General features: G+C 68.2%; 16 protein-coding genes. 5 read left to right on the top strand and 11 right to left on the bottom strand.

Annotation, left to right across the window (positions count from 1 at the left end):
* Nucleotides 1–181: 181 nt before the first annotated feature.
* The 4 genes from otsA to ABIA71_RS17005 form a co-directional block, all read right to left on the bottom strand.
* On the bottom strand, nt 182–1,546 hold the full coding sequence (gene otsA / locus ABIA71_RS17020) for an alpha,alpha-trehalose-phosphate synthase (UDP-forming) (RefSeq protein ID WP_354286739.1): 1,365 nt from the start codon (nt 1,544–1,546) through the stop codon (nt 182–184).
* Entirely contained in the window at nt 1,543–3,324 is a 1,782-nt protein-coding gene (locus tag ABIA71_RS17015) for a glycoside hydrolase family 15 protein (protein ID WP_354286737.1), read from the bottom strand. The genes otsA and ABIA71_RS17015 overlap by 4 nt, the downstream gene beginning before the upstream one ends.
* Before the next feature lie 97 nt (nt 3,325–3,421).
* Entirely contained in the window at nt 3,422–4,180 is a 759-nt protein-coding gene (gene otsB / locus ABIA71_RS17010) for a trehalose-phosphatase (protein WP_354286735.1), read from the bottom strand.
* Between the two features lie 329 nt (nt 4,181–4,509).
* On the bottom strand, nt 4,510–6,960 hold the full coding sequence (locus tag ABIA71_RS17005; protein WP_128096678.1) for a TonB-dependent receptor plug domain-containing protein: 2,451 nt from the start codon (nt 6,958–6,960) through the stop codon (nt 4,510–4,512).
* A 238-nt stretch (nt 6,961–7,198) separates the two neighbouring features.
* Here ABIA71_RS17005 and ABIA71_RS17000 point away from each other — a divergent pair, with 238 nt between their 5' ends.
* Both ABIA71_RS17000 and ABIA71_RS16995 read left to right on the top strand, forming a co-directional pair.
* Nucleotides 7,199–7,687 (top strand): DUF3574 domain-containing protein, encoded by a 489-nt coding sequence (locus ABIA71_RS17000; protein ID WP_159497668.1) that lies wholly within the window; start codon nt 7,199–7,201, stop codon nt 7,685–7,687.
* Between the two features lie 35 nt (nt 7,688–7,722).
* Complete coding sequence (locus tag ABIA71_RS16995; RefSeq protein ID WP_502961271.1) at nt 7,723–8,589, top strand: XAC2610-related protein; 867 nt, start codon at nt 7,723–7,725, stop codon at nt 8,587–8,589.
* Nucleotides 8,590–8,596: 7 nt separating this feature from the next.
* Here ABIA71_RS16995 and ABIA71_RS16990 read toward each other — a convergent pair whose 3' ends face one another.
* Both ABIA71_RS16990 and ABIA71_RS16985 read right to left on the bottom strand, forming a co-directional pair.
* Nucleotides 8,597–8,908: a hypothetical protein gene (locus ABIA71_RS16990; RefSeq protein ID WP_354286732.1), complete on the bottom strand. Its 312-nt coding sequence runs from the start codon at nt 8,906–8,908 to the stop codon at nt 8,597–8,599.
* Between the two features lie 15 nt (nt 8,909–8,923).
* A complete protein-coding gene (locus ABIA71_RS16985) occupies nt 8,924–9,214 on the bottom strand; it encodes a hypothetical protein (protein ID WP_354286731.1) in 291 nt (96 codons plus the stop codon).
* 116 nt (nt 9,215–9,330) lie between these two features.
* Here ABIA71_RS16985 and ABIA71_RS16980 point away from each other — a divergent pair, with 116 nt between their 5' ends.
* Together ABIA71_RS16980 and ABIA71_RS16975 are read left to right on the top strand one after the other, a co-directional pair.
* Nucleotides 9,331–11,052: a thiamine pyrophosphate-dependent enzyme gene (locus ABIA71_RS16980; RefSeq protein WP_354286729.1), complete on the top strand. Its 1,722-nt coding sequence runs from the start codon at nt 9,331–9,333 to the stop codon at nt 11,050–11,052.
* A gap of 326 nt (nt 11,053–11,378) precedes the next feature.
* Nucleotides 11,379–12,989, top strand: coding sequence for a SulP family inorganic anion transporter (locus ABIA71_RS16975; protein ID WP_354286727.1), 1,611 nt, complete (start codon nt 11,379–11,381; stop codon nt 12,987–12,989).
* 1 nt (nt 12,990) lies between these two features.
* Here ABIA71_RS16975 and ABIA71_RS16970 read toward each other — a convergent pair whose 3' ends face one another.
* Entirely contained in the window at nt 12,991–13,701 is a 711-nt protein-coding gene (locus tag ABIA71_RS16970) for a glutathione S-transferase (RefSeq protein ID WP_354286726.1), read from the bottom strand.
* Nucleotides 13,702–13,912: 211 nt separating this feature from the next.
* Here ABIA71_RS16970 and ABIA71_RS16965 point away from each other — a divergent pair, with 211 nt between their 5' ends.
* Nucleotides 13,913–14,743 (top strand): DUF3014 domain-containing protein, encoded by an 831-nt coding sequence (locus tag ABIA71_RS16965; RefSeq protein WP_354286724.1) that lies wholly within the window; start codon nt 13,913–13,915, stop codon nt 14,741–14,743.
* 6 nt (nt 14,744–14,749) lie between these two features.
* Here ABIA71_RS16965 and ABIA71_RS16960 read toward each other — a convergent pair whose 3' ends face one another.
* From ABIA71_RS16960 to ABIA71_RS16945, 4 genes are read right to left on the bottom strand one after another with little or no spacing between them, the layout of a single operon-like run.
* Entirely contained in the window at nt 14,750–15,877 is a 1,128-nt protein-coding gene (locus ABIA71_RS16960; RefSeq protein ID WP_354286723.1) for a cytochrome-c peroxidase, read from the bottom strand.
* A gap of 39 nt (nt 15,878–15,916) precedes the next feature.
* Entirely contained in the window at nt 15,917–18,685 is a 2,769-nt protein-coding gene (locus ABIA71_RS16955; RefSeq protein WP_354286721.1) for a TonB-dependent receptor, read from the bottom strand.
* A 58-nt stretch (nt 18,686–18,743) separates the two neighbouring features.
* Nucleotides 18,744–19,715, bottom strand: coding sequence for a FecR domain-containing protein (locus ABIA71_RS16950; protein WP_354286719.1), 972 nt, complete (start codon nt 19,713–19,715; stop codon nt 18,744–18,746).
* Nucleotides 19,705–20,199 (bottom strand): sigma-70 family RNA polymerase sigma factor, encoded by a 495-nt coding sequence (locus ABIA71_RS16945; RefSeq protein ID WP_354286717.1) that lies wholly within the window; start codon nt 20,197–20,199, stop codon nt 19,705–19,707. The genes ABIA71_RS16950 and ABIA71_RS16945 overlap by 11 nt, the downstream gene beginning before the upstream one ends.
* Nucleotides 20,200–20,217 lie beyond the last annotated feature (18 nt).

Genomic DNA, 20,217 nt, shown 5'->3' with positions numbered 1-20,217 from the left:
ATAAATGAGGTCTATTGCTGCAACGCCTTGTGCAGCCGACGATTACGCGTTGAGGCGCGTTGATTGCGACACCCGGCGGGGCGATGGCCACGCGCCGGGCGATGCGTTTCATCTGCAACCAATTCGTGCGGAAAGCGTCACCGGCCGCGCGGCGCATCCCTCCACGCGCGCTGCTGCACGATCACCCCTCCAACGCCTGCAGGTAGGTCTGCCGCCAATGGTTGATGTCGTAGGTGCGCAGGTGCTCCATCATGGCCTGCCAACGCTCGGTGCGTTTGCGCAGGGGCATGGTGGCGGCGGTGGCGATCGCATCGGCCACGCCGTCCAGGTCATGCGGATTGACCAGCAGCGCCTGCTTGAGTTCGTCGGCGGCGCCGGCCAGCAGCGACAGTACCAGCACGCCGGGGTTCTCCGGGTCCTGCGAGGCCACGTATTCCTTGGCGACCAGGTTCATGCCATCGCGCAGCGGGGTGACCAGGCCCACGGACGCTGCCCGGTAGAAACCGGTCAGGGTGGCGTGGGTGAAGTTCTGGTTGACGTAGCGCAACGGGGTCCAGTCCGGCGCGGCATGGCCACCGTTGATGTGCCCGGCGATCTGTTCCAGCTGGCCGCGCAACTGGCGGTACTCGGTGACATCGCCGCGCGACACCGGTGCGATCTGCAGGTAGGTGAGGCTGCCGCGCTGGTCGGGGTGGCGCTCCAGGTAGCGCTCGAAACCCTGGAAGCGCTCCGGCAGGCCCTTGGAATAGTCAAGCCGGTCCACGCCGATGGCCAGCTGGCGGTCGCGCAGGCTGTTGCGCAGGTCGCGCACCGCCGGCTTGTTGGCACCGGCCTTGGCCTGGCGCTCGATGTGCGCGGTATCGATGCCGATCGGGAAGGCGGCGGCACGGAAGCGTCGGCCACCGGGCGCTTCCAGTTCGCCATCGGCCAGCACCCGGCCGCCACCGAACAGGCGCACGTAGGACTGGAAACGGTCGGTGTCGCGCTGGGTCTGGAAGCCCACCAGGTCGTAGGCGTACAGGCTGGAAAACAGCCGCAGGTGGTCGGGCATGGCCTGAAGCAGGTCGGCCGAGGGCATCGGCACGTGCAGGAAGAACCCGATGCGGCAGCCGATACCACGCTCGCGCAGCAGCGAAGCCAGCGGAATCAGGTGGTAGTCGTGGATCCACACGATGTCGTCTTCGCGCAGCAGCGGCGCCAGCTTCTCGGCGAACAGCGCATTGACCCGGCGGTAGGTTTCGCGGGTGGCGCGGTCGTAGTCCACCAGGTCCAGGCGGAAGTGCAGCAGCGGCCACAGCGTGCGGTTGGCGAAGCCGTTGTAGTAGCCGTCGACGTCGCGCTTGTTGAGGTCCATGGTGACGTAGCGGATGTCGCCGTCCACCTGCTCATGCATCTCGCCGCTGGTGTCGCGCACGGACTTGCCGCTCCAGCCGAACCACACCCCGCCGCGTTCCTTGAGCGCGGCCAGCAGGCCGACCGCCAGGCCACCGGCGCGGGATTCACCGGGGACCGCGACCCGGTTGGACACCACGACCAGCCGGCTCATGATGCTTCCTGCCAGCTGCGCGACAGCCGCATCGCCGCGGTGATCAGGCCCACGTGCGAATAGGTCTGCGGGAAGTTGCCCCACGCTTCGCCGCTGTCGAAGGCCAGGTCTTCGGAGAGCAGGCCCAGGTGGTTGCGGCGCTCAAGCAGGGTCTCGAACATGTCGCGCGCTTCGTCCATGCGGCCGATCGCGGCCAGCGCGTCGATGTACCAGAAGGTGCAGATGGTGAAGCTGGTTTCGGGCTCGCCGAAGTCATCGGGCGCGACGTAGCGGTACAGCGCATTGCCATGCTTGAGGTCGCGGCCGATCGCCTCGACGGTGGCGATGAAGCGTGCATCGTGCGCTTCGATGAAGCCGATGTCGGCCAGCAACAGCAGGGAGGCATCCAGGCGGTGGCCACCGAAGGTATCGGTGAAACGGCCCAGCTCATCGCTCCATGCTTCTTTCAGGATGCGCGCGTGGATGGTGTTGGCGCGGTCGCGCCAGTAGTCGGCGCGGTCGTCCAGCTTGAGCCGGATGGCGATCTTGCACAGGCGGTCGCACGCGGCCCAGCACATGGCGCTGGTGTAGGTGTGCACTTCGGTGCGGCCGCGGAATTCCCACAGCCCCGCATCGGGCACGTCGTGCAGGGCGAAGGCCTGCTCGCCCAGCGGTTCCAGCCGCGCGAAGGTGTGCGCGTCGCCCGGGTCCTGCAGGCGCTGGTCGAAGAACAGCTGGGTGGACGCCAGTACCACGCTGCCGTACACGTCGTGCTGGCGCTGTACCCAGGCCAGGTTGCCGCGCCGCACCGGGCCCATGCCACGGTAGCCGTCCAGCGAGGCCACTTCGGTCTCCTCCAGCTTGGCCTCGAAACCGATGCCATACAGCGGCTGCAGGCTGCCATCGGCGGTAGCCAGGTTGAAGATGTAGCCCAGGAACTGTTCCATGGTGCGGGTTGCACCCAGGCGGTTGAGCGTGCGCACCACGAAGGCGGCATCGCGCAGCCAGCAGTAGCGGTAATCCCAGTTGCGGATGCTGCCCGGCGCTTCGGGAATGGAGGTGGTCATCGCGGCGATGATCGCGCCGCTGTCTTCGTACTGGCACAGCTTCAGGGTGATCGCGCTGCGGATCACCGCGTCCTGCCATTCCAGCGGAATGGACAGATAGCGTACCCATTCGCGCCAGTAGTCGCGGGTGCGCTGGAAGGACTCCTGCACATAGCCGCTGAGCGAGCGGTTCAACGACTCGTCCACGCCCAGCACCAGGTTGACCGGGTGGCTGAGCACGAAGGGCAGGCCGTCGCGCACGAAGCGCAGCGGCACGTCGGTGGTCAGCCGCAGCACGTGGTCGGGCAGCTCCCAGCGGATGTGATTGCTGCCCCACGTGGAGGCCGGCACGCGCGCGCCCCAGTCGGCGAGCGGGCGGGCACGCACGATGATGCGCGGATTGCCGGCCAGCGGACGCACCTGGCGGATCAGGCTGACCGGGCGGTAGAAGCGGTCGTTCTGGCGCCAGCGCGGCGCGAAATCGATGATTTCCAGCGCGCCGCCGTGCTTGTCGTGCAGCACGGTGCGCAGGATCGCGGTGTTGGTCAGGTAGCTCTGCTCGGTGCGGACCAGGTCTTCGAGCTCGATCGCGAAATCGCCGCCCTCGTTCTGGTTGGGGCTGAGCAGGGCGCAGAAGGTCGGGTCGCCATCGAACGTGGGCAGGCAACTCCAGACCACGCGCGCCTGCTGGTCGATCAGGGCGCCGAAGCTGCCATTGCCGACCACGCCAAGATTCAGATCAGGTTGTTTCATGGGCACTGCAATCTCGCTCAAGGCAGGCCGCTGCACGCAAAGCCAGCGGCACGTTGGGTGGGGCGCCCACGCGCGATGTGGCGCGGGCGGGAAGGAGTCAGTAGGCGTTTTCCTGCAGCCAGGCGTGCACGCTGCGGATGTGCGGCAGCGCGAACACGGCCGCGCTGGGGCTGCGAGCGCCCACCAGGACGCTCCAGCCATGCTGCGCATTGGCCGCGTCGAAGCCGAATTCGTCGGTGAGGTCGTCGCCCAGGAATACCGGCAGGCGGCCACGGAACGGGGGGTGCTGCATCAGCTGCTGCAGGGCGCGGCCCTTGTCGCTGCCTTCCGGCACAAACTCCACGACGTGGTCGCCCGGCTGCAGGCGGTAGGCGGCATTGCCGCGGATATGCCGCTCGGCGAACGCCCGCACGTCGCTGGCGGCGTGCGGCGCACCGCGCCAGTGCAGGGCCAGGCTGCGGCCCTTGTCTTCGACCAGCACACCGGGATGGCCGTGCGCGAAACGCATGGCCTGCTGGTGCACGGCGTGCAGCCATTCACTGGTGTCGGTGTTTTCGATGGGGCTGTCGAGACGGCCATCGGCACTGCGCAGCTCGTGGCCGTGCAGGCCGGCGGCGGGCAGATGCAGCGGCGCGAACAGATCGTCGAGCTGACCAAGCGGTCGCCCGCTGATCAGCGCAACCGCGCCTTCCAGGCGATCACTGATGCGACCGATCGCATCACGCACTTCCGGCAGCAGCGTGACCGCTTCGGGATCGCGTTCAAATTCAATCAGGGTGCCATCCACGTCGAGGAACAACGCGCAGGCATCGTCCAGCAACGGCGGCGGCGGACGTGGGGGGAAGTCGTTGGCCATGGTCGCCAACATGCCAGCGTGGGTGTGATTGCCAGGTCATGGCATCACGCCGCGCGTCCCTGGCCGGTAAAGCCGACCGTTGGTCGGCTCTACCATTCAGACGCGTCATGTCCATGTACCGCAGCCGGGATCCGCGCCGCCGACCAACGGTCGGCGCTACGTGTTCCGCATTCACCGCCCGTTCCGCGATCGACCGCCCGGCGCAACCGTTGGTCGATCGACGCACCCGGTAGAGCTGACCGTTGGTCAGCTGCACGATCCCGGTAGAGCCGACCGTTGGTCAGCTGCACGATCCCGGTAGAGCCGACCGTTGGTCGGCTGCACACCCATCAGAACGTATACCGCACACGCCCGTAGTAATACGCCCCGTTGCTGCCCACCGGCGACAACACGTCATACGGCAGGTTTCCGTAGTAGTAGATGTCGTCGTTGGACAGGTCCGAGTAGTTGTCGGTCAGGTTCTGCCCACCCACCGCCACGCTCCACTGCGGGGTGATCTTGAACTCCACTTCGGCATCCAGCTGCCACTCGGCGCCGTAGGTCTGGCGCGGAATGAAGCCGTCGCCGAAGTTGAACACGCGGGTGACGCTGCCGTAGCGGTTCACCCGGCTGCTCAGCGACCAGCGGTCGTTGCTCCAGCTGGCCGCCACCGAGCCGCGGGTGCGCGGGGTGGCATCGGTGAGGGTGTTGGTTTCCTCCACGCCGAACAGCACGTAGTCCGGGTCCAGCGCGAGCAGGCTGGACGGCGTGGCCAGCACGTTCTTCAGCGTGGTCTTGGTGTACGCATAGGTGCCGGTCAGCACCAGCTCACCGTTGCCCAGCGACTGGCGCCAGTTGCTCACCAGCTCGGCACCGCGGGTACGGGTGTCGGCGGCGTTGACGAAGAAGCTGGCGCTCTGCAGGCCGGCCACGCCGAACTGCTGCTGCACGTAGTCGGTGAGCGCATCGCCGGTGATGCTTTCCGACAGCGCGATGCGGTCGTCGATGTCGATCTGGAAGAAGTCCAGCGAGACATCGAAGTGGTCGCCGATGCGACTGGTGAAGCCCAGACTCGTGTTGACCGACTTCTCCGGCTTCAGGTCGGTGGCGCCCAGGCCGCGCGCGATCGGGTTGTTCACCGACAGCACCCGGCCCTGCACCAGCTGCCCGGCCGCGTTGTAGCCGGTGGAGGTGGACTCGTAGCCGATCTGTGCCAGCGACGGGGCGCGGAAATTGTTGGAGATCGCACCGCGCAGCGCGAACGCCGGGGCGAACTCGTAACGCAGGCCGAGCTTGCCGGTGAGCTCGCCACCGAAGTCGTCGCTGTGCTCGTAACGCGCGGCCAGGTCGCTGGAGAAGTGCTCGCCGAACTGGCTGGAGAGGCTGACGTAGGCGCTGGCCACGTCGCGCGACAGCGTAGTGGCGTCCTGCGGGGTCAGGCCGCCGCCGGCCTGCGAGCCGGTCGGGCGGTCGGTGAACGGGCCGGCGGCATAGCTGCTCGGGTCGCCCGGGCGGGTCTGGTAGTGGTCGCGCCGTGCTTCCACACCCAGGCCAAGGCTGTGGGTGATGTTCTCGCCTTGGCTGAACACCCGGCCGAGGTCGAGGTTGGCCACGGTCAGTTCGTTGCGGTAATCGCCGGTCTTGAAGCGGGTCGGGCTGGTCGGGCCCAGCGAGGCATTGAGCGAGTTGCGCAGGCGGTAGGTGAAGCTGTTGGTGCCATAGTCCAGGCTGGCGTCGTAGTTCCACTCGCCCCATTGGCCCTTCGCACCGGCCACGGCCTGCACGTCGCGGTTTTCACCTTCGGAAATCGGCCGGTAGCCGTTCGGGTAGACCTGCGCCCAGTTGGCGTCGCTGTCGGGGTAGCGGAAGTAGTTGGCGCCTTCGCTGTCGCGCTGGTTGAAGGTGCTGAAGAAGTAGAACTTGGAGGTCTCACCGAACGGCAGTTCGCTGTTGATCCACGCGTTCAGATCCTTGGTCTTGCCGTCGCCCAGCACGTAGTTGCGCTTGCCCTGCAGGGCAAGGTTGGTGTCGCTCTGGTCCCACGGCGGGATCTGGTCGAAGCCGGCGCGGTTGGTGCCTTCGTGGTTCTTCAGCTCCAGGCCCACGCGCAGGAAGCCGCCCTCATCGCCCAGCCGGGTGCCGACCTTGGCACTGGCGTAGCTGGTCTGGCCGTCGGTGATGGTGCGGTCGATCGGCTTGAGGTCGGTGTGGTTGGCACCGAAGCTGGCCTCGAATGCGCCGCCTTCCGGAGCGTCGTCGAGGATCACGTTGATCACCCCGGCCACTGCATCGGAGCCGTACAGCGCGCCGGCGCCGTCGCGCAGCACTTCGATGCGCTTGATCGCGCTGATCGGGATGGCGTTGAAGTCCACCGGCGTGGTGCCCTTGCCGATCTTGCTGTCGGTGTTGACCAGCGCGCTGCTGTGGCGGCGCTTGCCGTTCACCAGCACCAGCACCTGGTCCGGCGACAGGCCCCGCAGCTGGGCGGCGCGGATGTGGTCGGCGCCGCCGGAGTTGGACTGGCGCGGGAAGTTGAACGACGGCAGCAGCGCCTGCAGCGCGCTGCCCAGCTCGCCGTTGACCACACCGGCCTTGCGGATGTCTTCGGCAGTCAGCACGTCCACCGGCGAGGTGGATTCGAGTACGGTGCGGTCCACTGCACGGGTGCCGGTGACGATCACAGTGTCCAGGGTGGTGGCCGAGCCGGGCGCGTCCTGCGCAGTTGCATCCTGGGCGAGCAGGGGGGAAGAGAGGACCAGCGCAATGGCAAGGCCAAGGCGCGACGCGGACGGACGGGACATGCGGACTCCAGCGGGACGACGAGGGGGAGGGGAGGGGAAGGTGCTGGCGGTGCCGAAAAATGACCGGCACTACCAATCCATCCGGATGAAGCGATATATTATCTTGGCGTGATGGCTCATGTGATGCAAGTCCCATCGCGAGCCGGCATCAGCTGATAGCCGCTGGTGATCTGCCAGGGAACCGGATGTCCCGCACCCTTGTCCCCCTCTGCACGTCTGCTTTCCTGGAGTGATGTCGATGAAGTCCCATGCCCTTCTGTTTGCCCTGGTGCTGGCCGCCAGCGGCTGCGCCACCGCCGCGCCTGCCGCCAAGCCGGTGCCGCCGGCCCCCGCCACGGCCACCGCAACCCTGCAGGGCGATGCCGCCCGCCCCGATGCCGCCGCTGGCTGGGTGCGCAGCGAGTTGTACTTCGGCGTGGGCGAGGAGAGCGGTGCTTCCGAGCGCAAGCAGACCGATGCCATCACCGAGGCGCAGTGGCGCGCGTTCCTGGACAAGCAGGTCACCCCGCGCTTCCCGGACGGCCTGACCGTGTTCGATGCCTACGGCCAGTGGCTGTTCCGCGGCGCGGCCGAGCCCAACCGCCTGCGCACCAAGGTGCTGGTGGTGCTGCACGAGAACACCCCGCAGCGCCGTGCCGACATCGAGGCGATCCGCCTGGCGTGGAAGCAGGCCACCGGCCATCAGTCGGTGCTGTGGGCGCAGCAGGCGGTTGAAGTATCGTTCTGATCCCGGGCGCCAGCGTGGCGCGGCAGGATGCAGCAATGAACACGATCAAGGGCGGGCGACATGCGGTGCTGGGCGCCGCGCTGCTGTGGATGGGCGTGACGGCGGCCGGGGCGGCCGCCGATGACCCGGTGCTGCGCATGGAGTTGGGGCAGGGACAGGTGGCGACCGCGCGGGTGGAAGCGCAGGGCACCCTGGCGCTGCTGCTGCCGTCGGGCCGCCAGCAGCGGCTGGACGGCGTGGCCGATGCCGATGGCGGTGTGCGGCTGAGCCAGCTGGACGTCGATTTCGATGGCCGTCCCGAGCTGGTGGCGCGCGCCTCGGTCGGGCAGGTCAACGAAGCGGTGGCGGTCTACCGGTTCGACACCCGGCAGGCGCGGTTCGTGCCACTGGCACTGCCTGCCAGTTCGCACGAGCAATGCGGCGGCCTGATGGGCCTGGATGTGGACACCGCCAACCGCACCCTGAGCAGCAGTTGCCGCAGCGGCGCGATGTGGTACGTGGACCTGTACCGCTACCACGACGGGCGGCTGTATCTGTACCGCGCCGAGCGCACCTTGATGCTGGGCGACGCGCTGGAGGCGACGATCTTCGTCAAGCAGACCGCCGAGAGTGGCCCGATGGCGGTCTGGAGCACGTTTGATCCTGCCGGCAAGGTGCTGGAAACGGCCATCTCCGACGGGCTGGTGGCGCCGCGCAATGACGGGCCGCTGCTCGCCTTCAGCGGCCAGGTGGTGCCGGCACGGCTGCCGTTGTATGCCCGGCCCGGCGACACCGCCACCCGGCGCTATCTGGTGCGCGATGACCGGGTGGAACTGCTGGATGAAAAGGACGGCTGGGTGAAGGTGCGCTACGCCAACCCGACCCGGGGCGACATTCTCGGCTGGGTCAACGCCACCCCCTGAGCGTTGCTCAGTCCCCCTCGCACTGGATGTGCAGCCCGTGGCGCTGCGCCTGGTCGAACAGCAGGATCAGGCGCAGGCCGACCTCGGCCAGCGGCCCTTCCGCGCCATCGGGCTCGTCCAGCAGCCGGCCGATCACTTCCTGCACCAGCGCGGCGGCCTGCCCGGGCGAGATCCGCGGCGCGCCGTAGAATTCATTCACCAGCCGCGCGAGCTGCGGGTAGCGGCTGCCGTCGGGGCTGAGAATGGCCTCTTCGTGGGTGTCGATCCACGCATGCCGCATGCGCGGGCCCGCGTCGTCCAGATACAGGTCAAATGCCATGCATGCCTCCCGGGCTCAACGGTGCTGCCAGCTCACCGGCTGGCCGTGGCGCTGGCCGGTGGCCAGCAACAGCAGGAGCCGCAGGCCGCTGCGGCGGATGATCGGATCGGTGGGATCCTGCAGGGCCAGGCAGGCCAGCAGTTCGTCCATTGCCGTCGGCAGCTCGCCGGGCGCGATTCCACCGCGCGGCATACGCAGCAGTTGCGCCAGCCACGGATGCGCCGCCGGGTCGATGCCATGCAGCCACTGCTGCTCATGGAAGGACAGGAACTGCTGCGCGGTGGCACAGCGCAGAACGATCTGCATGGGCCTGAAGGCCAGTGAACGGGCCGGCCAATGTATAGGCATTTCACGCCCCGTGCCTACAGGGAGATCACCTGCGGCTGGCTAGGCTGGGGTCCCCCGTCCAAGGCTGTTCCCCCATGAGCAAGCGCGTTGCCGAGATCGTGGTTGAAACTCTCCAGGCTGCCGGTGTCCGCCATTGTTACGGCATCGTCGGCGATACCCTCAACTACGTCACCGATGCCATCCACCACAGCGATATCGAGTGGGTGCACATGCGCCATGAGGAAGTGGCCGCGTTCGCCGCCGGCGCCGAATCGTTGATCAGCGGGCAGCTCACCGCCTGCGCCGGTTCGTGCGGGCCGGGTGGGCTGCACTTCATCAACGGCGTGTTCGAAACCAACCGCAACCGCGCGCCGATGGTGCTGATCGCCAGCCAGGTGGTAACCGCCGAGCTGGGCATGGAGTTTCCGCAGGAGGTCGATTTCAAGGCGGTGTATGCCAGCTGCAGCGTGTTCTGCGAGCAGGTGCACAGCCCCGAACAGGCGCGCCGCGTGGTGGCGCTGGCCTGCCAGGCAGCCATCAGCCGGCGCGGCGTGGCGGTGGTGATCCTGCCGGCCGACATCAGCGAAGCGGTGGTCAAGCACGATGTGCCGTTCTCGGTGCACTACACCCAGCCGGTGCTGCGTCCCAGCGACGAGGAACTGCAGCGCATTGCCGCGCTGATCGGCGAGGGCAAGCGCGTGGGCATCTACGCCGGGGCCGGCTGCGAGCATGCGCACGACGCGCTGGTGGCGCTGGGCGAGCGGCTGCAGGCGCCGATCGCGCACACCTCGCGGGCCAAGGATTTCGTCGAGCATGACAACCCGTACAACATGGGCATGACCGGCATCTTCGGGATCGAATCGGGCTACCACACGCTGATGGCCTGCGACACGCTGCTGCTGCTCGGCGCCGATTTCGCGTGGGGCCAGTACTACCCGGACAAGGCCACGCTGATCCAGGTGGATCGCGATGGCAGCCACCTCGGTCGGCGCCATCCGGTGACGCTGGGCGTGGTGGGCGACATCGGCCCGACGCTGGAGGCCCTGCTGCCGATGCTGCCGCCGCGACAGGACCGCAGCTTCCTGGACGAGTGCATCGAACACCGCGACAAGGCACTGGCCACGCGCGAGAAGGAAGAGCAGCCGGGCGAGGGCGAACTGATCCATCCGCAGCACCTCACCGCGTTGATCAACCGCCACGCCGCCGACGATGCGTTGTTCACCGCCGACGGTGGCTCGCCGATGGTGTGGATTCTGCGCCACATCCGCACCAACGGCCGCCGCCGCACCCTGACCAGCCTGCTGCATGGCACGATGGCCAATGCGATGCCGCAGGCGCTGGGCCTGCAGAAGGCGTACCCGGGCCGGCAGGTGATTTCGCTGTCGGGCGATGGCGGCATTGCGATGCTGCTGGGTGACCTGCTTACCGCCGTGCAGGAAAACCTGCCGATCAAGGTGGTGGTCTACAACAACAGCTCGCTGAACTTCGTGGAGCTGGAGCAGAAGGTGGAAGGGCTGCTGGACAACTACACCGACCTGAAGAACCCCGATTTCGGCCGCCTGGCCGAGGTGATCGGGTTCTACGGACGCACCGTGACCCGCTCGGAGGACCTGGAGCAGGCGGTGAAGGATTTCCTGGCGCATCCAGGCCCGGCGCTGCTGGACGTGCATACCAGCCCGACCGAGCTGGTGATGCCGCCGCAGGTGGAAGCCAAGCAGGTGGCCGGCACTGCGTTGTATGCGGCCAAGGCATTGCTGAGCGGGCGGGTGGGCGACGTGCGCGACCTGCTGGCCAACAATTTCCTCAACAAGCCCTGAGCCGGTCCAGCGCCAGACGCCCCAGGTAGTGCCGGCCGCTGGCCGGCTCCCGACACCGCCAGACGCCCCAGGTAGTGCCGGCCGCTGGCCGGCTCCCGACAACGCCGGACGCATGCTGGGGAGCCGGCCAGCGGCCGGCACTACCGGGTGCAACGTCTCTCTCAGATCCGGGTAGCGGCCGGCACGACGTTGATGCGGTGGCTCCCGGCCAGGGCCGGCAGCGCGTAGGCGCTGACGCGTACACCCCGGCGTTCCACCCATGTGCCTGTTACTGGCGGCGGTGAGGCCCTACCATCGGCTACCCCCTCCCCACGGCAGTGCCGCGCATGTCCGCCCCCGCTCCCGTCCGCTCCGGACCCCCCCGCTGGTTCGTTGCCGGCGATTTCAATGGTTTCTTTGGCCTGGTGGTCGACAACCTGTCGATCCTGGGCTTCATCGCGATGGCGCTGGTCGGCATCTTCCAGTTCCCGGCCGACGTGGTGTTTGGCCGCATGTTCCCCGGCACCGCCTTCGGCGTGCTGGTCGGCAACGTGCTCTATACGTGGATGGCGCGTCGGCTGGCCACGCGCACCGGCCGTGATGATGTCACCGCGATGCCGCTCGGGTTGGACGCACCCACCAGCATCGGCATGGCGCTGCTGGTGCTGGGCCCGGCCTTCATCGCCTTCAAGGCGCAGGGCCTGGCGCCGCACGACGCGGCGATCGCCACCTGGCAGCTGGGCATGGCTTCGCTGGTGATCATGGGCGTGCTGAAGGTGATCCTGTCGTTCTTCGGCGAAGCGGTCACCCGCGCGCTGCCGCGCGCCTCGCTGCTGGGCTCCATCGCCGGCATCGCCATCGTGCTGATGGGTTTCCTGCCGCTGCTGGAAACGCTGCGCTCGCCGGTCGTCGGCTTCGTCACCCTGGGCCTGCTGCTGTACGTGCTGATCGCCAAGCGCAAGCTGCCGATCCGCGCGCCGGGCGTGCTGGTTGCCTTCGTGTTCGGCACCTTCCTGTACTACGGGCTGGGGCTGGCCGGGCTGGGTGCGCCCGGTTTCCACGTGCCCGACTGGACGCCGCCGCAGGTGGTGCTGCCGTGGCCCACGCTGGGCTTCATCGACGGGCTGCCCACGGCGATGACGTACCTGCCGCTGCTGCTGCCGTTCGGCCTGCTGATGGTGGTGGGCGGTATCAACGTGTCCGAGAGCGCCCGCGCAGCCGGCGACGATTACCGCACCCGCGACATCCTGCTGGTGGAAGCGGTGGCCACGCTGGTGGCCGGGCTGTGCGGCGGCGTGGCGCAGACCACCCCGTACATCGGCCAGCCGGCCTACAAGCACATGGGCGCACGTAGCGGCTACACGCTGCTGACCGGCCTGTTCGTCGGTATCGGCGGCATGCTTGGGGTGATCTCCGGATTGGTGCAGTGGCTGCCGCTGGCGGTGCTGGCACCGATCATCGTGTACGTGGCCATCGACATCACCACCCAGGCCTTCCAGGCCACCCCGCGCGAACATGCCGGGGCGATGGTGCTGGGCTTCCTGCCCTCGGTGGCCTACCTGCTGGCGATCAAGGCCCCGGGCTGGATCGCACCGGAGCAGCTGGCCGCGATGACCACCACGCTGGACGGGCACGGCCTGCCGGAACTGGCGGTGATCTTCACCCTGGGCAACGGCTTCATCATCACGTCGATGCTGTGGATTGCCGCCGTGGTGGCGATGATCGACGGTCGGCTGCTGCGCTCCTCGGGGTTCCTGCTGGTGGCGGCGGTGCTGACACTGTTCGGCCTGATCCATTCGGTCGACCCGCGCGGCGGCATCTACCTGCCGTGGCAGCTGGTCGGATTGCCGAAGCTCATCATGTGGCAGTTCGCCGGGGCCTACGTGGCGTTGGCCGGGCTGCTGGCACTGCTGTCGCTGCAGAAGCAGCCGCGCGTGGATCACGACCCACGGTCGTGATCTACCGGTCGCCGTCCAGTTCCGGGTAATGGCGGAAGATGCCGTTGGTGTTGAACGCCAAACGGCGGTCGGAGGCCAGGTAGGCGGCGATGTTCGGTCGCCGCTCCACCCGGTCCTTGAGCGCGCGCAGCAACGGCAGGGTGGGCCACAGTGCCTGCATGCGCCGCGGGAACATGTAGCCCAGCCCGCTCAGCAGCTGGAACAGCGACAGGTCCACGTACGAATGCTCGCGCAGCGGATGACGCTCCCCGTTGTCCTTCAGCACAGCCTCGAAGTACGCCAGGAATTTCGGTAGCCGCTCGGCACGCATCGCCTCCGCACGTGCCTTCGCTTCGTGCTTCTGGTCGTCGTAGTACTTCGATGCGGCAATCGGGTGGTGGGTGTCGTGCACTTCGGCGACCAGGTCGGCGATGGTCAACTGCAGCTGCAACGCCTGCTGCCGGCGTGAGGCTGCCTCGGGCACCAGGCCCAGTTCCGGTGCGAGGTGATCAAGGATCGCGCCCACCTGGGCAATCACCTGCCGGCCACTTTTCAGGAACGGCGGTGCGAAGGGGCGCAGGCCTTCTTCCTTGCCCTGCAGGAACGGCTGCATCACCGCGTCGCCATGCACGCGCGCCATGTCGGTGTAGGCCGCCCCCGCATCTTCCAGCGCCAGCCGGATGAACTCGCCACGGCCCTGGATGCCGGTCCAGTAGTACAGCTCGTAATGCATCACGGTGCTCCACAAGAACAGTGAACAGCATCGGCGCGCGCATGCAAAGCGGGCGTGAGCGTGGAGTGGTTGGCGTGGCAGCGGTTCATCGCGGCTGCGGGATGATGCGGTGTCAACGCGCATGCTGCGGCTTTGCAGGTGCGCGGCGGAACCCCGTCCGCTGGCGGGGGTCATACGGTGTCCAGGCACGTGAAGCGCGAGGTACGGCAACATGCAGAAGAGCGGAAAGGCGATCTGGCCGTGGGTGTTGGGTGTGGTGGTGATTGGCGGGGCGGGCACGTGGTTGTTCAGCGATACCCTGCGCGGTCTTGTCGATGACGTACAGGTGCCGGTGCAAGCGCCCGCGGCGCAGGGTGCGGGCACGAAGATACCGCCCGTTCCTGCATACCCTGCGGCCCCTGCCCCACCTTCCATCCAGCACCCGGTCGATCCCCGTGATGCGGCCGATCCGGCACTGCCCGCGCTGGCCGACAGCGATGGGCCGGTGTTCGACGCACTGGCTGCGCTGTTCAACGGCGACGGCGCACTGGCGCTGCTGCTGCGCGACCACCTGGTCCAGCGCGTGGTGACCCATATCGACAACCTGGACAAGCCCAGCGTGCGAACGCCCGCGATGGCAGTGCGTGCGCTGCCCGGTAGCCTGCAGGTCGACAGCGTGGAGGGCACCACGCACATCGCCGCATCCAACGCCGCGCGCTACGCCCCCTACGTGACGGCGTTCACCGCGTTGGACGCGGCTGCGGCGGGCAAGGCCTATGTGCGCGTCTACCCGTTGCTCCAGCAGGCGTATGCAGAGCTGGGACAGCCCGACGCGTACTTCAATGACCGCGTAGTGGCGGTGATAGACCACCTGCTAGAGACGCCGGAGCCGCCGCGGCCGTTGGCGGTGATACGCGACGAGCGCGGTCGCTATCGCTTCGTCGATCCTGCGTTGCAGTCACGCTCGGTGGGGCAGAAGCTGCTGCTGCGCATGGATGCCGCGCAGGCGCGCGCGGTGAAGCAACAGCTGCGGGCACTCCGCGCGGTGCTCAGTCGCGGTTGATGGCGGCTACAGGGCGCGCAGGAACGCTTCCAGATCCTGCAGCTCCTGGCGGCTGAGTCCGCGCGGGCGCAGCAGCGGGTCCGGTTGCGGGAACGGCGGCGCGTCGGCAGCAGGCACGGCCGGCGCGCGTGGCTTGCCGCCGCCCACGTTGTAGAACGCCAGCACGCCGTCCAGCCGCGGCAACAGGCCGTTGTGCATGTAAGGCGCGGTGTTGGCCACCCCGCGCAACGAGGGCGTGCGGAAGCGGCTGCTGTCGGCCGGGTGTCCGGTCACCTCATAGCGACCCAGGTCCTGGCGCGCGCGCCCGTGGAAGTGCAGGCCCAGGTTGTGGAAGCCGTTGTCGGTCAGCGCCGGTCCGCTATGGCAGTTCATGCACCCGGCGCGCGTGCGGAACAGGTGCAGGCCGCGCAGCTGCGCGTCGTCCAGCGCGTTGGGCTGGCCGCCGAGGAAGCGGTCGAAACGGGTGCGGGTGGGCGCCAGGCTGCGTTCGAATGCGGCGATGGCCTGGGCCAGTTGGTGGGTATCCACGCGGTCGTCGCCGAACACGGCGGCAAACGCCGTGCGGTAGTCGGCATCGGCGCGCACGCGTGCGGCCGCGTCCTCGGCACTGAAGGCCATTTCCTTCGGGTCGGCGATCGGCGCCAGCGCCTGGTCTTCCAGCGTGGCTGCGCGACCGTCCCAGAACAGGGTGTGCGCGTAACCGGCCATCGCCACGCCAGGGGCATTGCGGCGACCGGGCTGGCGGTCGTGTCCGAATGACACGCGCCGGCCATCGGCGAAGCCGAGGTCGCGTTCGTGGCAGGTGGCGCAGGCGATCTGCCCCGAACGCGACAGGCGAGGATCGTTGAACAGGCGCTGGCCCAGGGCCACCTTGGCCGGGGTGGTCGGGTTGTCGCGCGGTTGCGGTGGTGGCCCCAGCGGGGCCAGTTCCTGCCACACCACACCCGGCGCCACCTCCGGTGCCGGCCAGCCTGCACTGGGACCGCTGTAGAGCGCACGCAGGCACGCCGGGTCCGGGCGCGCCGGCAGCACGGCCGGGCAGGGGGTGTCGCGCGCGGGCAACGGCATGCCCGCGCCGCCCAGAAGCAGGGCGGCGACAAGCAGGATCAGGCGTGCAGGGCGGTGACGTGGCATCAGCTGGATGGACCGCCGCAGGCCGCGACGGGCATGCCCTCAGAATGAATAGCCCAGCTCCAGCCAGAAGCTGCGACCGGGTTCATAGAAGATACTGCCCGCCGCGGCGGTTGCGGCCGTGCCCACGTTGGCGCGATTGAGCACGTTCTGGACCTCCACCCGCGCATACGCTTCCTGCTGTTGCGGCAGCGCCAGGCGGTATTCCAGAGTGGCATCCCAGCTCCAGGTGCCGGAGAACGTACGGCTGGTCAGGGTGGGCGCTGTAACGCCGTCGATGGTCTGTGCCGGACCGGTGGTGAACCCCTCGAACCCCGCGCGGTAGCGGAAGAAGTTGGTCCAGCTCAGGCCCAGCGCGGGGATCTCGGTGCGCGTGCTCAGGCGCGCGCTCCATGGCCGCAGGAACTGCGAGGCAGGCAGTTCATGCCGATACATGAGCGTGCCGTCCAGGCGCACCAGCTCGAACATGTCCAGGGCATCTTCGTAGCTGTTGTAGTTGCGCTTGACGTCGGTGCGGTCGGCCGAGAGCTGGACGCTGTTGCGCGTGCCCATCACCTCCCAGGGCTGCTGCGACGCGATGGATGCGGTCCAGATCTCAGCGTCGCTGCGGCCGCCATTGGTGAACTCGTAGGTGTTGAGGTTGTAGAGGGCGCGGTCGGGGTCGTCGACCTTGCGCCGCAGGATGTCCTTGCGGGTCGCACGATTGACGTACTTCAGGTTGAACACCAGGCCGGCAGCCCGCTGGTCGATACCGAGCGTCCACTCGTCGGTGTACGGTGAGTCGATATCACGCAGGCGGTTGGTGGCCACATTCCAGGTGCGGGTGGCATCGTCCCACGACGTACGCGCGCTGCGGCGAACCAGGGTCTCACGCAGGCGGTCGCGGCCGTCGCGCAGCAGGTAGCTGTAGAAGCTGCGGCCGTAATACCGGTTGATGCCGGCATTGAGCACCGTGCGCTGGTCACCCCTTACGTCCCAGGCCGCTGCCAGACGCGGCGACAGTGTGGTCTGGCTCCAAATGGTGTTGCGGTCCAGGCGCAGGCCGGGACGGAGGCTCCAGTTTCCCACCCGGATGTCGTCCTGCAGCCAGGCTTCGTACTCTTCTCCGCTGACCTCGAAGCGCCCGGCGTGGTAGCGCTGCTGTTGGGTGAAGTATTGGCCGGCCGCACCGCTGCGCAGCGGCGACAGCGAGCAGCTGAAGGTATCCACGGTGCCATCGGCCAGGGTGCAGCTGCTCGTCACGCCGGTGGACAGATACACCGAATGATCGTTCAAACGTTCGTAGCTGCCGTCCCGGCGCTGCACGCCCAGGCCCAGCTGCACGCGGTGCTCGGTGGTGCCGATCGAGAAGATCTCGCGATCCACCACCATGCGGTAGCCGATGCGGCGGTCCCGCTGGTCGATGTTGCCGTAGCTGCCTTCGGAACTGATGCCGGTGGGGCTCCAGTTGAATGCGTCGGAGCTGGCCCAGTTGCGCATGTAGTCCAGGTCGCTGCGCCGCGAGCTTTCCACGTCGCTGTAGTTCAACGTAGAGCGCAAGGTCCACGGGCCGTGGGACCAGTTGGCGCGCAGGCTGGCCGTAGGGCCGCCGGACCGGATGTCAAACCACGAATCACGCCCGTTCATGATGTAGTAGCGGTCATCGGTGGGCGCGTAGGACACGTTGGCAGCCAGCTCCAGGCCGTCATCGTTGTTCCAGTCCAGAGCAATGCTGGCGCTGGTGTTCTGCCGGGTCTGGGTCTTCTGGTTGACGTCATCGCCCGTGGAATCGCGGCCGCCGGAATAGGCGCGCAGCGGAATGTCCGAGTGGCTCCGGGTAACCGTGCCGATGATGCCCAGCCCGAACGACGTGCGCCCTTCCAGGCGCGCGCCCACGCGGTATTTGTCGTACTTCGGCTGGTAGGCGAACGTGGCCGATTCTTCGTAGCTGTCCTGCTGGGCATCATTTGCGATGATCTGGTCCCACGCTGAGCGCGCCATGCGCATCCACACCTTGCCGTGCAGGGCATCGCGGGCCTTGCGGCTGCGTGCATCGACCACGCCGCCGGTGAAACCGCCGTAGCTGGCCGGGACGTTGGCGTCATACACCGTCAGCGATTCCAGCAGGTCCACTTCGACGGCGATGCCTTGGCTTGCGCTGGGCACGTCCACGGCGTTGTTGACGTTGCCGGGGCTGTCTGCGTTGACCGCCGGATCGATGTCGTTGTTGATCGTCGCGCCATCGAGCAGGAACAGGTTCTGGTAATAGGGCGCGCCGTTGATGGAGAAATCGTCCGGGCGGATCTCGCCCATGTTGCGGCTGCTGCGGCCGGTGTCGTTGAACTGCACGGCCGGGTTGCTGCGCAATGCGGTTGCGATGTCGCCGTTGCCTTTCACCTGGGCCTGCAGCGCGTCGGCATCCAAGGTCATGCCCTGGCCATAGGGCAGGGGCTGCGGCAGATAGGTGCCCGGGGCGGAGGTGCCCACGCGCAGCGGCGCGGTCACGCGCGGTCCGGCCACTTGATGCACGGTGTAGCTGCCGTCGTCCCGACGCTCGGCGCGCAGTCCGGTCCCCTGCAGCAGGGCGGCAAAGCCGGCTTCCACGCCAAGGCCGTCGGCGACGAGCGGCGCCAGGCGCCCCTGGGTCAGGGCAGGGTCGAAGGACAAGGCCACGCCGTGGCGCGCGGCGAAGGTGCCCAGCGCGGCGCCCAGCGGCGTGCTACCGCGCAGCACCGTGGTTTCGGTCACGGGGGCGGTCTGGGCGAAGGCCGGGCTGGCCACCAGCGCCACGGCCAGCAGGCTGAGGCGGAAACGGGTTCGGATCACAGGCATGGGAGAGGCCGACGGAAAAGGGATTCATCTCCTCTGCCACCCGACATCGAAAAAAGTGTCATTCGCGCTTTTCCGCGGCGCGCAGACGGATGGCCAGGCCGTGTTCCACCTGCACCGGACAGGTGTCCGCCAGCATCGACAGGCTGCGGTCCAGGTCATCCAGCGGGAAGGCACCGGAAACCGGAAGCGCGGCAATCGCGGGATCCACCCGCAGCCAGCGGTAGTGGTAGCGCCCCAACTCGGCCAGCAGTGCCTGCAGGGGCAGGCTGTCGGCCACCAGCATGCCCTGCGTCCAGGCGTCGCTGCCGGCGGGGGCGGGCAGCGGCTCCGGCAACCCCGTGGCGTGCCAGCGCACCTGCTGCCCCGCTTCCACGCGTCGATTGGCGGTGTCGGCTGTGAGCTGCACGGCCCCCTCCTGCACGATCAGAAGGGCATCCCGGTCGAACAGCCGCACGCTGAAGCGCGTGCCCAGCGCCCGCAGCATTCCCTGCGGCGTGGCCACCCGGAAGGGGCGCGCCGGCCGCTGCGGATCGACAGCGGTGTCGATGTGGATCTCGCCCCGGCGCAGGCGCACCAGGCGTTGTTGCCCATCGAAAGCCACGTCCACCGCGCTGGCGGTGGCCAGGTGCAGCACGCTGCCATCGTCCAGTACCACGCGCCGCCGCTCGCCGACGGCGGTCCGCACGCTGGCGTCCCATGCGGCCTGGTCCCACAGCCGCCACGCCAGCAGACCGCCCAGTGGTGCCCCCAGCAGCACCCCTACCACGCTGCGCAGCACTGCGCGGCGGCCGCGGGAGGCCGGTGCCTGTAACGCACGCTGGGCAAGCGGGGCAGGCACCTGCGCGGTCAGCGTCATCAGCTGTTCGGCGCGCTGCCAGGCACGGGTGTGGTCGGGGTGGGCGTCGTGCCAGTGCCGCCACTGCTGATGGGTGGCGACGCTGGCGTCTTCGTGCAGGCGCATCATCCACTCGGCCGCCTGCTCCAGCACCGCAGGCGACAGCGCAGCAGGCTGGACCGGCTCAGGGTGCATGCAGCAGGCAGCCCAGCAGGGCGCGTTTCATATGCCGCTTGACGGTGGACAGGGACAGGCCCAACCGGTCGCTGATGGCGTCGTAACGCAGGCCGTCGAACTGAGCCAGCACGAACACGCGGCGCGCCATCGCCGGCAGGCCGTCCAGCATGGCGTCGATCTGCTGAAGCGCTTCGCGCACCAGCGCCTGTTCTTCCAGGGAGGGCAGGACGGCCTCGGGGAACTGGGCCAGATACTCCAGGTACGCACGCTCCAGCGCCTGGCGCCGGAACCAGTTGGCCGCCAGCCCGCGCGCCACCGTGGTCAGGAACGCGCGGGGCTCGCGCAGGGCCGACAGGTCACGGTCCTGCAACAGGCGCGCGAAGGTGTCCTGGGTGAGATCGGCAGCGGTTTCCCGGCAGCCCACGCGACCGCTCAGCCAGCCGTGCAGCCAACTGCGGTGGTCCCGGTAAAGGGCGCCCAGGTGCTCGCGTTGTGCCTGCATGGGATGCCTTGGGAATGC

Origin of the sequence: Stenotrophomonas sp. 2619, assembly GCF_040548725.1 — a bacterium.
GTDB classification, from domain to species: domain Bacteria; phylum Pseudomonadota; class Gammaproteobacteria; order Xanthomonadales; family Xanthomonadaceae; genus Stenotrophomonas; species Stenotrophomonas maltophilia_AP.
Note: the sequence above shows the minus strand (reverse complement) of the source record. Positions and strands in the feature narration are given on the sequence as shown.